Source organism: Staphylococcus sp. ZWU0021, assembly GCF_000798895.1.
Lineage (GTDB): Bacteria > Bacillota > Bacilli > Staphylococcales > Staphylococcaceae > Staphylococcus > Staphylococcus saprophyticus.
In genome coordinates, this window is record NZ_JTLN01000027.1 from 416,033 (window position 1) to 430,481 (window position 14,449).

The window sequence follows — 14,449 nt, forward strand, 5'->3', positions numbered from 1 at the left end:
CTCCTAAAATTTTTTGGTTGAGCAACGATTAATGATATGCGTTGGTATGATTTTATTCATATATTCAATGTGGCTATCTTTTACTAATTTAATAATACTTTCACCTGCAGCTTTACCTAGTAATTGAGGTTGAATATCTACAGCAGTTTGTGGTGGTGCTGCGTATGCTGATATATATGAGTCATTAAAAGTTGCAGTTTGTATGTCTTCAGGAATAGTAATATTCAATTCATATAGTGCACTTAAAACGAGTTGATTAAGCATAGTGTCGGAGGTAATAATGATAGTTGGTAAAGCGTTTTCAGTAACAAGCGCCTTTAAGTGATTTATAATTTGTTGGCGACTCAAATCTGTAAACATTATACTCGGTTTTAAATTAGCAACCTTCAATGTTTGTTTATAACCTTTAATGCGATCTTTCACTACCTCATAATCACCCATCTCCGCTAAAAATAGAAACGTTTTATGTCCTAAATCTATTAAATAGCGCGTTAATAATTGTGATGCCAAAATATTATCATTATCTATATGTACCACATTTTCATTGTTGATTGGTTTACCTATAACAACATAGGGTATGGCATGTTGTTTTAATAAATTAGCAATCTCGTCGTTTTCTTTTGAATAAAGCAATATAAATCCTTCAACTGCATGAGACTGAATCATATGTTTTACTTCAGCTATGATTTCACTAGTTTGCTCACCTGTTGTAGATATGGTTGCATAATCATGGTATTTACATTCAATATAAACACCAGACAATACTTCTATAATAAATGGATTTTGTCTTGTTGCTTTGTCACCTTGCTTTTGAATAATACCAATTGTTTTTGATTTTTTTGTTATGAGCGTTCTTGCAGCATGGTTTGGCTGGTAATTAAAATCAGCCATTATTTTTTTCACTTTTTCCTGTGTGGCTACACTTATGCGACTATTACCACTAATCACACGGGAAACAGTAGAAGGAGACACGTTTGCTGCATTTGCAATATCCTTTATAGTTACCAATATAACGACATCCTTTAATTAACTAATAAAGCGCTTTCTCTTTCTAAAATAAATAATAAAGAAAATATAAACCAAAGTCAAAAGATTTGTGCAAACGTTTGCGCGAAAATATTTTTTCTTTCTCTAAAATCCACTAGCATATAAAAAAAGAGCCAAGACATTATTATTTAAACAATAATGTCTTGGACTCCTCTATGATACAAATACAATTAGAATTTTAAAATCGTATTATTCTTCAATCCATTGTGTATGGAAGACACCTTCACGGTCTTTACGTTCATAAGTATGTGCTCCAAAATAATCACGTTGTGCTTGAATTAAGTTAGCTGGTAAGTTTTCTGAACGATAACTGTCATAATAGTTAATACTTGCAGAGAAACCAGGTGTTGGAACACCATTTTGTACACCAGTTGCAACAACATCACGTAATGCGTCTTGATAATTAGTTACAATATCTTTGAAATATGGATCTAATAATAAGTTTTGTAACTCAGTATCATTATCATAAGCTTCTTTAATTTTTTGTAAGAATTGCGCACGAATAATACAACCTTCACGCCAAATCATGGCTAATTCGCCTAATTTGAGGTTCCATTCGTTATCTTCACTTGCTTTTCTCATTTGAGCAAAGCCTTGTGCATATGAACAAATTTTACTCATATATAGTGCTTTACGAATTTTTTCTAAGAATTCATCTTTATTACCTTCGAATTTAGCGTTAGGTCCATTTAATTGTTTTGAAGCATTTACACGTTCTTCTTTAATTGATGAAATGAAACGCGCAAATACTGATTCAGTAATAATTGTTAATGGAATACCTAATTCTAAAGCGTTAATTGAAGTCCATTTACCAGTACCTTTTTGACCAGCTGTATCTAGTATTTTTTCAACTAAAGCATCATCAGCGTTATCATCTAATTTTGTAAAGATATCACCAGTGATTTCAATTAGATAACTTGATAATTCGCCAGCGTTCCAATCTTTAAATGTTTGAGAAATTTCTTCATGAGACATACCAAGTAAATCTTTCATCATTGCATAACTTTCAGCAATTAATTGCATGTCTGCATATTCAATACCATTGTGGACCATTTTGACGTAGTGTCCAGCGCCATTTGGTCCAATGTAAGCTACACAAGCTGCACCATCATCAGCTTTAGCAGAGATAGATTCTAATATGTCACTTACTTTATCAAAAGCAGCCTCTTGACCACCAGGCATTAATGAAGGACCAGTTAACGCGCCAACTTCTCCGCCTGATACACCCATGCCGATAAAGTTAACGCCACTTTCAGCAAGTGCTTTATTTCGTCTGATTGTATCTTGATAGTTTGTATTACCACCATCAATTAATATATCATCATTGTCTAATAATGGTAATAAGCTATCAATTGTTGCATCTGTTGCTGGACCAGCTTTAACCATTAATAAAATTTTACGTGGTTTTTCTAGAGAATTAACAAATTCTTCTATAGAGTATGTTGGATGTATGTTTTTTCCTTCAGATTCCTTAACCATTTCATCAGTTTTTTCTGAAGAACGATTAAATACTGAAACACTATATCCACGAGATTCAATATTCCAAGCAAGGTTTTTACCCATTACGGCTAAACCTACTACACCAATTTGTTGTGTCATTTAACTAACCTCTCTTATTTAAGTTTTCTAGTATATTGTATCACAAAGCGATAATAATAATCACTTAATCAGTTCGTAGATTGTTGAGTAATTATTTCTACAATTTTAAGTAATTGTTTTGTTAATAAATTTAAAGAATTTATTGGCATGCGTTCTTCAGTTGTGTGAATGTTTTCATAACCTACGCCTAAAATAACAGTAGGAATTCCCAATTGATTAATGATATTACCATCTGATCCTCCACCTGCCAGCACAGTGTTAGGTTTTAAGCCTAATGCAGTTGCACTTGCCTTTGCTACTTGAGTTACTGTAGCTTCGTCATGAATTTTAAAACCAGGATAGCTCTTAATGATTTCAACTTCAGAAGTACATCCATATTTTTCTGCCGTTTCTTCAAACACTGTTTTCATATGCTGTATTTGAGATTCAATACTTTTATCTGAATGAGAGCGTGCTTCAGCTTTAAGTGTAACTTTATCTGCAACAATATTTGTAGCAGAGCCACCTTCAAATCGTCCAATATTTGCAGTAGTATAGTCGTCTATTTGTCCTAATTTCATTTCACTTACTGCTTTAGCTGCTATATTAATCGCGCTTACGCCTTTACTTGGGGTACTCGCATGTGCGCTCTTTCCATAGATTGTAGCATTTACTTTCATTTGAGTGGGCGCATGTGTCACAGTTGTACCTACGCCAACACTGGCATCAATAGCATATCCATAATTGGCATCTAATAAGGTTTGATCTAATGTTTTTGCACCCTCAAGTCCTGATTCTTCACTAACAGTAATAACGAATTGGATTTGACCATGAGGTATGTTTTGTTCTTTTAAAACGTTTATACATTCTAAAATAGCAGCTAACCCTGCTTTATCATCAGCACCTAAAATTGTAGTTCCATCAGAATATATGTATCCATCATCTTTAATTTGAGGTTTTACATTTAAACCGGGGACAACAGTATCCATATGACTAGTAAAATAAATTTTATCTATATGATCTAAATTTGATGTAGCAGGTAAAGTGCAAATCAAATTGTTAGCACCTAAATTTTCATTTTTACTAGCATTATCTTCTTGAACTAATAATCCTAATGATTCAAATTGTGATTTGAGATGTGATTGAATCATTTGTTCATTACCACTCTCAGAATTTATTTGGACTAATTCTAAGAATGTGTCTAAAAGTCGTTGTTCGTTAATCATCTATAATTCCCCATTCTAATATTTATATGTCTTATAGTTCAGTTTAACGAATTATATAGAGCAGTAAAACTAATATGATTCAACGTATGTAGATGCTATGTGATATAATATGTATATAAATATATATTGATGCGTATTTAATTATGTGCATGATATTGATGAAATTAGATAAGTTGGAGGAATAATTTTGAATAATAATAAAGTATTAAGAGTTATTATCGTAGTTATGTTAATAGCTGTCGTTCTTGCATTAATCTTGACGAGCGTCGTGCCATTAGTAAATTAATCGTTAATGTATTAATAAATGTGTGTAAGTAATATAATTTAATAATCGCATTTAAAATGACTGAAACATGAGTATGATCTTTACTCAAATCTCATTTGAATTATATGAGCGTAGTAATTTGCTATTAGAAAAGCATATTAAAAATATCATCAATTTAGTTACTTATACCTCAAATCAATGAAACAGGCCGAGACAAATTGTTGTCCCGGTCTGTTTCATTGATTTGTTTAAATGGTAACTTTTTGATCGCTATGTAACCTTAATGAACCGAATTGTGATTTAACAGCCAAATAGGCTTCTAATTCATTTAATAATTGTAATAAACTTGCTCTCGTTCTAAATGATTCGTGTGTTGTGGGTAACTCTGCCTCATTCAGTTCTAATCTTATTTCATATAAAGAATGTAAACGTAATGCAGTATAGTCATTGCTATTTACATTCGTAGCTACTTCGGCAAATAAATTAGAAATCTTAGTTAACATACAGTCCTTTGTTTCAATATTTTCTATAATTAAAGCCATACGATGCAATAATTCTAATTGTTCTTCTCTCATATCAAAATAATGATAATAAGAGTTTTCGTTTCTAACAAAATGGTTTTTAACATCTCTAAACGCAATAGATTTTGCTTTACGAATCGTGAATTTTAATTGTTTGAAAGAAATATCAATCGATATATTAGTTTTTTGACATGTTTCGCTAAATGTTTCAAAAATTGCTGTGAACTGTTGTTCAATTTGTTGTTTATAATGCTTTAAATTGCTATCTAAACTAGGCATAATACTATTCATTAAAAAAGCTATTCCTAATCCGACAACGAGCAATAAAATTTCATTTATAAATAAATGTAAATCGATTGTTTGAGCATTGAACACATGTAATAAAATAACACAACTTGTTACCACGCCTTCTTGAACTTTAAATACCACAGTTAGTGGTATAAAAAACAATACGATGATGCCTAATACGATTGCATGTTGCCCTAAAAGGCTGAAAGCAATAGAGCCAAATATTAAAATCATAAAGCAAGATACAAAGCGTGATACAATGGCTTGTAGTGAATGTACTTTCGTATGCTTAATGCATAAAACAACTAAAATAGCGCTTGAAGCAAAATTATCAAGGCCAATTAATTTGGCAATAATGATACCAAGCGCCATTCCAACAGCAGTTTTAATTGTTCTAAATCCAATTCTATAGGGATTTAAACTAATCATTTTTCACGCCTCTATTTTTCAACACAATAATTATCGAATAAATTTTGTAATTGTGTGATGACGTTCATTACGTCATGACCTTCTATTTGATGTCTTTCTATCATTTCAGTTACTTTACCATCTTTAATCAATGCGAATGAAGGACTTGATGGTGCATAACCTTCAAAGTAATCTCTAGCACGTTGAGTTGCTTCCTTATCTTGACCCGCAAATACTGTTACTAAACGATCAGGTAATTTATCATAATGTAAAGCATGTGTTGCTGCTGGTCTAGCAATACCGCCTGCGCAACCACATACAGAATTGACCATTACTAAAGAAGTGCCTTCTTGTTTTAATACATTATCCACTTCATCTGCACTAGTTAATTGTTCATAACCAGCTTCTTCAATTTCATTTCTAGCTTGATTAACAACGTCTGTCATATATAAATCAAAATTTAAGTCCATAATCAACTTCACCTTTCATTTCTAGATTAATACTTTTATTCTACTAATATATATAGAATACTTCAACAGGTGTGCGTTATATTGTATCATTTCCTAATATTTAAATAATCATTTTAAATCAAACCTGTTCATTTAATTAATGATATAAAAAAAGCACAATCACATGATATATAACATTAAGTTTGATATCACATGATTATACTCTTATCTAACATTGGTTAATTATTTTATATATTAATAAATGCTCGTATGTTCTATTGAATATTGTTCAATACGTGTTTTAACGAAATTCATAAATCTACCAGCTTGTAAGCCATCTAAGATACGGTGATCAATTGAAATACATAAATTGACCATATTACGAATAGCTATCATATCATCAATAACAACTGGTTTTTTAATAACTGATTCAATTTGTAGTATCGCCGCTTGAGGGTGATTGATGATACCCATTGATGAAACTGAACCAAATGTTCCAGTATTATTTACAGTGAATGTTCCACCTTGCATATCTTCTGAGCGTAATTTTTTATTTCTAGCTTTTTGTGCTAACTCATTTATTTCTCTAGCAATACCTTTAATTGATTTTTCATCAGCATTTTTAATCACTGGCACATATAATTTATCTTCATCTGCCACAGCAATCGAGATATTCACATCTTTATGCATAACGATTTCTGAATCTTGCCAACTACTATTAAGTAATGGATATGCTTTTAATCCTTCAGCCACAGCTTTAACGAAGAATGCGAAAAATGTTAAGTTGTAACCTTCACTTTCTTTAAAACTTTGCTTATGATAATTTCGCGTTTTTACTAAGTTAGTGGCATCTGCTTCTACCATCATCCATGCATGTGGTATTTCATTTACACTATTGACCATATTTTGCGCGATTTGTTTACGAACGCCATTTACAGGTATAGATGAACCAGGTGATGGTTCATTATATACTGCTTGTTTAGAAACTTTAGGCGAATCTTTAGGTGAAATGATATTAGAAGACGTTTTACTTGTACCTTCTTTGATTGCTTTTTCAATATCTTTTTTAGTTACACGACCTTCGAAACCAGTACCAACAACTTGCGATAAATCGATATCATTTTCAGAAGCTAATTTAAATACAACTGGAGAATAACGACCATTATTTTTAGCTTCACTACTTTGAGCATTAGCAGATTGATTTGTTAATTCACTATCCTGATGATCTTTTTCAATATCTTCATTTGATGTATTATCTTGTGTTTCTGATTCTGTCTCATTTTCAGTGGCAGTTTCAAGTGTTTGGTCGTCTGCATCTAATATGCAAATGACTTCGTCAACAGCAACAGTAGTACCTTCATTTACGATTATTTCACGAATTGTGCCGGCGTATGATGAAGGTACTTCTGCAGTTACTTTATCAGTAATAACTTCGCATAGTGGATCATATTCTTCAACTTTATCGCCTACTGAAACTAACCACTGTTCTATTGTGCCTTCATGCACACTTTCACCGAGTTTAGGCATTTTTATTTCCATTATAGTGCCTCCTTAGAATTCTGCGAGTTCACGCATTTTAATTTTTATCTTATCTGGATTAATCATAAACTCATCTTCAAGTGGTGGTGCGAATGGCATAGAAGGAACATCAGGTCCAGCAAGTCTCATAATTGGTGCGTCTAAATCGAATAAACAATTTTCTGCAATAATGGCAGCAACTTCAGAAATGACACTACCTTCAAGATTATCTTCAGTAACTAACAACACTTTACCAGTTAATTTGGCTCTTTCAATAATCGTTTCTTTATCTAATGGATACACTGTACGTAAATCAACTACTTCAACATTGATATCATCTTCAGCAAGCATATCAGCTGCTTGAATACAATAATTCACACAAAGTCCATAAGTGAATACTGTAATATCATCACCTTCACGTTTAACATCAGCTTTACCAATTGGCACCGTATAATAAGATTCAGGGACTTCCTCTTTTAATAACCGATAAGCTTTTTTGTGTTCGAAATATAACACTGGGTCATTAGACTCTATTGATGACAGTAAAAGCCCTTTTGCATCGTAAGGTGTAGAAGGAATTACGATTGTTAGACCAGGTGTGTTAGCAAAAATAGATTCGACACTTTGTGAATGATAAAGCGCACCGTGTATGCCACCACCAAATGGAGAGCGAATCGTAATCGGACAATGCCAATCATTATTTGAACGGTATCTCATTTTTGCAGCTTCACTCATAATTTGATTTGTGGCTGGTAAAATATATTCAGCGAATTGAATCTCTGCAACTGGTCGTTTACCTAACATCGCCGCGCCAATACTAGTACCAACAATATTAGATTCTGCAAGTGGTGTATCTAAAACACGTGCTTCACCATATTTTTGTTGTAAACCTAAAGTAACACCAAATACACCGCCTTTTTTACCAACATCTTCACCTAAGACGAATACGTCATCATCCTTAGCCATGGCTTGATCTAATCCTTGTTGAATTGCTTCTAAATAGCTTAATTTAGGCATTGATTGAGCTCCCTTCTTCGTAAACGTGAGTGTAAGTTTCTTCTGGAGATGGATAAGGTGCTTTTTCAGCCTCTTTTGTTGCTTGGTTTACGATTTCTTTATGTTCCGTTTCGATTTTTTCTAACCATGCTTCATCGATAATACCTTCTTCAAGCAGAAATGTTTTAAATTTGAGGTTACAGTCTAAAGATTTTAAACCATCTCGTTCTTCTTGAGTACGATACTTGTCATCATCATCTGATGAGTGCGCAGTCATTCTAGTACACATAGCTTCAATAAGTGTTGAACCTTCACCATTCAATGCACGTTCACGCGCTTCTTTCATCACTTTGTACATTGCAATGGGATCATTACCGTCAACATGTTCCCCGTGCATACCATAACCAATGGCACGGTCAGATAATTTTTCAGCACCATATTGCAAAGAATCAGGAACAGATATGGCATATTTATTATTTTCTATTACACAAATAAAAGGAAGATTGTGGACACCAGCAAAGTTAAGGCCTTCATGAAAATCACCTTGGTTCGAACTACCTTCACCAACCGTTGCCATTGCAATATTTGGTTTTTTATCCATTTTTAAAGCTAACGCTGCACCTACAGCATGTACAATTTGTGTCCCAACAGGTGAACTCTGTGATAATATACCTTTTTCTCTTTTCCCAAAATGAGAAGGCATTTGTTTACCACCAGAGTTTATATCATCACGTTTACCAAATGCAGCCAACATTGAGTCTAATGCTGTCATACCCATATAAGTTACAAATGCTAAGTCTCTGTAATAAGGTGAAGATATATCACCTTCACGCATAGCATATGCCATCCCAATTTGAGTAGCTTCTTGTCCTTGACAACTAATGACAAATGGAATCTTCCCTGCGCGATTTAATAACCACATGCGCTCATCTATTTTACGACCTAAGTCCATCCATTTATACATCGTTTGTAAGTCGGACGCTTCAAGTCCAACCGATTTATAATCAAACATCTTATTTCCTCCTTAATTAAACGTGAATCGATCTGTTTTCAACTTTTAAGCCTAGTTCCATTAACACTTCTGAAAGTGATGGATGGGCATGTGTTGTTAATCCAAGTTCTAAAGTTGATCCATTCATAAATTGCAACAATGACACTTCGTTAATTAATTCTGTTACGTGAGGCCCAATCATATTTAAGCCAAGTACAGTATCATTATCTTGATCGATTACGATTTCACAAAAGCCATTTTGATTTGTAACATTTTCAATAACTGCCTTACCAATCGCTTTAAACGGCACTTTAATAGCTTTTGCATTTAAGTTATTCGCTTTTGCTTGTTCTAGATTTTGTCCCATACTCGCTACTTCAGGTTGTGTGTACACACATTTTGGCATCTTATTATAATCCAATGATAAAGGTGATTTATCAAACATATGTTCAATTGCTGTAGTACCTTCTTTAGAACCTACATGAGCAAGTTGTAACTTTCCAATGCAATCACCTGCTGCATATATATGTTTGTCCTCTGTTTGTTGGAATTCATTGACGATAATATGATTGCTATTAGACAATTTTATTTTTGTGTTATTTAAGCCAATATCTTCGGTATTTGGTTTGCGACCAATTGCCACTAAAGCTTTTTCAAAATGAGTGACTTCTTCATTTAATTTAATATCAATACTTGTTGCTTCAATTGTAATTTGCGATTCAGTAAGTTGTGTATTTTCATAAAACGAAACACCGCGTTGTGTTAATTCTTTCTTTAATGTATTGGCAATTGATTTACTTTCAGTAGGTAAAATACGTTCTCCTGCTTCGATGACTGTTATGTCTACTCCCAAATCAGTCATTAAAGACGCAAATTCTAAACCTATAACACCCCCGCCAATAATGGCTAGTGATTTAGGTAACGCTTCTAATTTTAAGATGTCATCACTAGATAAGACAATTTTATGATCAAACGGCAAAAATGGTAAGTCCATTGGTTGTGATCCAGTAGCGATAAGTACATTGTTATTAGGTATTAATTCTGATTCACCATTTTCAAATTCTACAGATACTGTACCACTTTGAGGTGAAAATATAGAAGGGCCTAATATACGGCCAACGCCATTAAACACATCAATTTTATTATGTTCCATCAAATGTGTTACACCATTAAACATCTGATTGACGATATCATTTTTTCTTGATTGCATCTGAGAAAAGTTAACTCTAAAGTTATCCACATCCACACCATAATCAGTAGCATTGGATATTGTCCTCATAACTTCTGCGGATTTTAATAATGCTTTTGTCGGTATGCATCCTTTATGTAAACAAGTTCCACCTAAAAGCGATTGCTCTACAAGTGCCACTTTTTTTCCTAGCTGTGATGCTCTAATTGCAGATACATAACCTGCAGTGCCTCCACCTAGTATCACTAAATCATATTTTTCTTCTGACATTTTTTTGCTCCTAACTATAAACCTCAGCAATTTCAGCTATTGTTAATACTATTCATGTACCTATTGCCATAGTTGCCTTTGCGCTGTAACCTGGATAAATAGGTTCTATTGTAATCCAAGAAACTAAGATTTTAAATTTTTCTAAACCCTGTTCTTTAAATTTTAATGCTTCATGTAAACCATTCGACTCATTTCAGCTTAATACGCCTATGTAACTCCATGTAATGATTTTCACCTTTTGACTCACTCATATATCGAAAATATATTAATTATATGGCTTAGATACTTATTCAGTTGATTAGTAGTATTCAATCAATTGTTTAGAACACACTAATGAAACCACCTTTTTACTTAAAAAGTGATTCATTTCTTTAAGTGTAAAATTGTAATTGTATCATCTGGTTTTTGAACATTCCCGCTACATACATTTAAAAGTCATGTACTAGATAATTAATCATCGTTATCGAATATATTTTCAATTTTTTATGAACCAACTGTAATACAATTTCAAAAAAGTATGTCAATAATAGTGATATCAAGATTAAATCTTTAAATAAACATTACCTTTTAATCAAGCAAACACTTTTGAAATTAATACGTGAAAATGTCGGCATTCTTTTCCCTAAGATGTCTTCCTATCGTTATAATCATTAATGCCTCAATTACTATAAGCGCATCGGTAAAAAACATCATTAATGAACATCTAAAACCATAAACAATAATACCACTCAGTTTCGCTACATGTACACCATATTTAAAAATTTTAGGCGAATGATCAACTTGCGTTAAATAGAATGTCAGGACGTCCCATATCATAAACACAACTGTAATTTAATTTTTAATGTTATACGGAATACCTTGGTTCATTTAAAGTGAAAATATTGATTAATGCTACATGAATTCAAGTTTTAAGTTTTCAAAACTACGGTAATATTAACCAATTTATGATATCCATTTATATTTTACATCAATTAAAGGCATTATAAAATTAATAACCTATCCCGAAAAATATAATATGACACTTCAATAGAAAAATTACGTTAGTTTAACACTTTTAGCGCTAAAAGTAAGGAGTCTAATTTATTTTGCTTTGTATCTGAACGAGATGTTAATACGATTGGAAATTTTGCCCCTAATATTAAACTTGCAACGCGTGCTTCTCCGAAATAAGTAAATGATTTATACAATGCATTACCAACATCAATATGTGAAACGAGTAATGCGTCGGCGTCCCCTGCAACCGACGATTTAATATTTTTCTTAATCACGTTTTGCATACTAATTGCATTTTCAAATACAAAAGGACCATCAACGAATAAAAATTCCGATTGTTTCCGACTGAAAATTTGCTTTAATTTCACAGCATCCAAAGAAGATTGTATTTTTTTAATTGGTTTTTCTACAGACGAAAGCAAGGCAATTTTAAATTTTTCATAACCTAGTGACATTGCAAATTTTGATAAATTATTAATTATTTGTTTCTTCTCTTCAATTGTAGGACTAATATTAAAAGCTGAATCGCTCAGCATAAGCGTTTTGTGATAATTAGGGATGTGAAAACATGCTACGTGATTTAAAAAACCATGATAATCAACAAAATTTTTATTGCCTAATACAAATGTTAATAAAGTTGAAGACACAATATTTCCCTTCATTAATAAAGACGCTTTACCAGTAGCTAAATCATGTGCACACTGTTGAAATAATTTGTTCTCATCCTCAAATGTTAGGATATGAATTCTATTTAATCTTTGTACTTCGACGTCAAATGATCGGATAATTTCGGTAGGGTCTTGCGTATCATAGAGATAAACATCAATATCTGTTAGCAATAATGCATCTATAACTACAGATAACATTTTTTCATCGTTGGCAAATAAAATGGCAACATCACCTTTAACACTTTTTTAGGCTCAATTAAATGTTGATATTGCATGAAAATCAACACCTTTCTTATTTTATAAAATTAATTTTTATAATAAATTAAGAAATTACGTTTTGCTTATTCACGTAAACGTTGGTTTTGCTCAATCATTTCTTTCGCATTTTGACGTGTGAGTTCTGTAACGCTTGCGCCAGATATCATCCTTGCTATTTCCGTTACACGTTCATGGCCAGATAATTGTTGTACATGTGTAGTTGTACGGTCATCTGTAGTGTCTTTGCTTATAAATAGATGGTGGTCACTCATCGTTGCTACTTGTGGTAAATGTGAAATACATATAACTTGAATATAAGTAGCTAAGTCTTTCATTTTTTCTGCCATTTTTTGTGCAGCTTTACCAGAAACGCCAGAATCAACCTCATCAAATAATATTGCTGTTTGACCTCTTGCTTTGACAAAAATGGTTTTAAGCGCCAACATAATTCTAGATAATTCGCCTCCAGATGCGATTTTGTTTAAACTTTTAAGTGGCTCACCTTTATTAGGACTAATTAAAAATTCAACAAATTCAATACCTTCACGGTTTGGAACATCTAGTGGTTTGAATGAAATTTCTAGGTTAGCATCTTTCATTTGTAAGTTTTGAATTTCTTCTACAATATGATTTCTTAATGTTTGTGCAACACTACGTCGCTCTTTAGATAATTGTTCACCTAATTTAATTACTTTATCGTATAAAGTATCAATTTCTTGTCTTAATTGAGAGGTACTTTCTTCATAATTCTCAATTTTATCAATTTCATTAGCCAGTTTACTTTGGTAAGTAATAAGTTCACTAATATCCTTGCCATATTTTCTTTTCAAATCATTGAGTACATTCATTCTAGACTCTAGTTCATTTAAATATTGTTCATCAAACTCTGTATTCGTTAATTCATCATATAACTGATGTTTAGCGTCTTCTAAGGTGTAATAAAATTGATCCACCTCTTCTTTCAATGAATCATATTTTTCAGGTAAAATATGACTAATTGATTGTAATTGATTACTTAATTCATATAATCGATCTGTTATTGCATGTTCATCAGTTAATGTGAGGTGTGCATTATTTAATGCTAAGTTTAGGTTTTCAGAATTTTGTATACGTTTAATATCAGTTTCGAGTTGCTTAACTTCACCTTCAACCAAATTTGCTTCTTGTAATTCTTCATGTTGAAATTTCAACAAATCTAAACGTTGTAATAAAGCCTGGTCCGCAGACTCTAAATCTTCTAGTTCTTTCTTTTTGGCTTTGTACTGGTCAAAAGTAGCCACATACGAATTTAGTAATTTCTTATATTTGTCTTCAGCATAATTATCAAGAAGTTGCAGATGATATTTTTGTTTTAATAGTGTCTGTGTTTCGTGCTGACCGTGAATATCTAGTAATTCTTGCATAATCTTACGTAAATCTTGTAGAGTTACGATTTGATTATTAACTCTGCACATACTCTTGCCAGTACTGAAAATTTCTCTTTTTACTAGAAGAAAATCTTCGTCGATATCAATATCTAGAGCTTCTAATATAGAAATTGCTTCTTTGCTCTCATCAATATCAAAAATACCTTCAATAATAGCTTTTTTTTCACCATGTCGTACATAGTTAGATGAAGCACGCATGCCAATTAATTGACCAATTGCATCAATTATAATTGATTTACCAGCACCTGTTTCACCACTTAGGACAGTTAATCCATCACCAAAATGAACTTCGAGTTCATCAATAATTGCAAATTGTTTTATAGATAGCGTTTGGAGCATCCTTTTAACACTTCCTTA

Annotated in this window: 13 protein-coding genes; 1 reads left to right on the forward strand and 12 read right to left on the reverse strand. The window is 32.4% G+C overall.

Annotation, left to right across the window (positions count from 1 at the left end; translation table 11 throughout):
* Positions 1 to 3 precede the first annotated feature (3 nt).
* The 3 genes from L987_RS07405 to L987_RS07415 form a co-directional block, all read right to left on the reverse strand.
* Complete coding sequence (locus L987_RS07405; RefSeq protein WP_047503879.1) at positions 4 to 1,008, reverse strand: LacI family DNA-binding transcriptional regulator; 1,005 nt, start codon at positions 1,006 to 1,008, stop codon at positions 4 to 6.
* Positions 1,009 to 1,236: 228 nt separating this feature from the next.
* The gene (gene gndA, locus L987_RS07410; RefSeq protein WP_011303049.1) at positions 1,237 to 2,646 is read right to left on the reverse strand and encodes an NADP-dependent phosphogluconate dehydrogenase; all 1,410 of its coding nucleotides are present in this window, start codon (positions 2,644 to 2,646) and stop codon (positions 1,237 to 1,239) included.
* Positions 2,647 to 2,714: 68 nt separating this feature from the next.
* On the reverse strand, positions 2,715 to 3,851 hold the full coding sequence (locus tag L987_RS07415; protein WP_047503882.1) for a M20/M25/M40 family metallo-hydrolase: 1,137 nt from the start codon (positions 3,849 to 3,851) through the stop codon (positions 2,715 to 2,717).
* Between the two features lie 187 nt (positions 3,852 to 4,038).
* Between L987_RS07415 and prli42 the strand changes: the two genes are divergently transcribed.
* Positions 4,039 to 4,137, forward strand: coding sequence for a stressosome-associated protein Prli42 (prli42, locus tag L987_RS13725; protein WP_150873476.1), 99 nt, complete (start codon positions 4,039 to 4,041; stop codon positions 4,135 to 4,137).
* A gap of 227 nt (positions 4,138 to 4,364) precedes the next feature.
* Here the strand turns inward: prli42 and L987_RS07420 are convergent, their stop codons facing one another.
* From L987_RS07420 to recN, 9 genes are all read right to left on the reverse strand, one after another.
* Entirely contained in the window at positions 4,365 to 5,354 is a 990-nt protein-coding gene (locus L987_RS07420) for an aromatic acid exporter family protein (RefSeq protein ID WP_011303047.1), read from the reverse strand.
* 11 nt (positions 5,355 to 5,365) lie between these two features.
* Positions 5,366 to 5,803 carry a bacilliredoxin BrxB gene (brxB, locus tag L987_RS07425; protein ID WP_002483216.1) on the reverse strand — a complete coding sequence of 146 codons (438 nt, stop codon included), beginning with the start codon at positions 5,801 to 5,803 and terminating at the stop codon, positions 5,366 to 5,368.
* Positions 5,804 to 6,037: 234 nt separating this feature from the next.
* A complete protein-coding gene (locus tag L987_RS07430; protein WP_011303045.1) occupies positions 6,038 to 7,321 on the reverse strand; it encodes a dihydrolipoamide acetyltransferase family protein in 1,284 nt (427 codons plus the stop codon).
* A 12-nt stretch (positions 7,322 to 7,333) separates the two neighbouring features.
* Positions 7,334 to 8,317 (reverse strand): alpha-ketoacid dehydrogenase subunit beta, encoded by a 984-nt coding sequence (locus L987_RS07435; protein WP_002483214.1) that lies wholly within the window; start codon positions 8,315 to 8,317, stop codon positions 7,334 to 7,336.
* Complete coding sequence (locus L987_RS07440) at positions 8,310 to 9,308, reverse strand: thiamine pyrophosphate-dependent dehydrogenase E1 component subunit alpha (RefSeq protein ID WP_011303044.1); 999 nt, start codon at positions 9,306 to 9,308, stop codon at positions 8,310 to 8,312. The genes L987_RS07435 and L987_RS07440 overlap by 8 nt, the downstream gene beginning before the upstream one ends.
* 16 nt (positions 9,309 to 9,324) lie before the next feature.
* On the reverse strand, positions 9,325 to 10,746 hold the full coding sequence (lpdA, locus tag L987_RS07445; protein WP_047503885.1) for a dihydrolipoyl dehydrogenase: 1,422 nt from the start codon (positions 10,744 to 10,746) through the stop codon (positions 9,325 to 9,327).
* Between the two features lie 591 nt (positions 10,747 to 11,337).
* Positions 11,338 to 11,562: a hypothetical protein gene (locus L987_RS14165; RefSeq protein WP_142921915.1), complete on the reverse strand. Its 225-nt coding sequence runs from the start codon at positions 11,560 to 11,562 to the stop codon at positions 11,338 to 11,340.
* A gap of 224 nt (positions 11,563 to 11,786) precedes the next feature.
* On the reverse strand, positions 11,787 to 12,605 hold the full coding sequence (locus L987_RS07450; RefSeq protein WP_011303042.1) for a phosphate acyltransferase: 819 nt from the start codon (positions 12,603 to 12,605) through the stop codon (positions 11,787 to 11,789).
* 143 nt (positions 12,606 to 12,748) lie between these two features.
* Positions 12,749 to 14,431 (reverse strand): DNA repair protein RecN, encoded by a 1,683-nt coding sequence (recN, locus tag L987_RS07455; RefSeq protein ID WP_047503888.1) that lies wholly within the window; start codon positions 14,429 to 14,431, stop codon positions 12,749 to 12,751.
* Positions 14,432 to 14,449 lie beyond the last annotated feature (18 nt).

What these genes read in the sequence shown, in the direction of transcription:
- gndA (WP_011303049.1), bottom strand. Translation starts at nt 2,646, where the DNA reads ATGACACAACAAATTGGTGTAGTAGGTTTAGCCGTAATGGGTAAAAAC.
- L987_RS07415 (WP_047503882.1), bottom strand. Translation starts at nt 3,851, where the DNA reads ATGATTAACGAACAACGACTTTTAGACACATTCTTAGAATTAGTCCAA.
- L987_RS07420 (WP_011303047.1), bottom strand. Translation starts at nt 5,354, where the DNA reads ATGATTAGTTTAAATCCCTATAGAATTGGATTTAGAACAATTAAAACT.
- brxB (WP_002483216.1), bottom strand. Translation starts at nt 5,803, where the DNA reads ATGGACTTAAATTTTGATTTATATATGACAGACGTTGTTAATCAAGCT.
- L987_RS07430 (WP_011303045.1), bottom strand. Translation starts at nt 7,321, where the DNA reads ATGGAAATAAAAATGCCTAAACTCGGTGAAAGTGTGCATGAAGGCACA.
- L987_RS07435 (WP_002483214.1), bottom strand. Translation starts at nt 8,317, where the DNA reads ATGCCTAAATTAAGCTATTTAGAAGCAATTCAACAAGGATTAGATCAA.
- L987_RS07440 (WP_011303044.1), bottom strand. Translation starts at nt 9,308, where the DNA reads ATGTTTGATTATAAATCGGTTGGACTTGAAGCGTCCGACTTACAAACG.
- lpdA (WP_047503885.1), bottom strand. Translation starts at nt 10,746, where the DNA reads ATGTCAGAAGAAAAATATGATTTAGTGATACTAGGTGGAGGCACTGCA.
- L987_RS14165 (WP_142921915.1), bottom strand. Translation starts at nt 11,562, where the DNA reads ATGATATGGGACGTCCTGACATTCTATTTAACGCAAGTTGATCATTCG.
- L987_RS07450 (WP_011303042.1), bottom strand. Translation starts at nt 12,605, where the DNA reads ATGTTATCTGTAGTTATAGATGCATTATTGCTAACAGATATTGATGTT.
- recN (WP_047503888.1), bottom strand. Translation starts at nt 14,431, where the DNA reads ATGCTCCAAACGCTATCTATAAAACAATTTGCAATTATTGATGAACTC.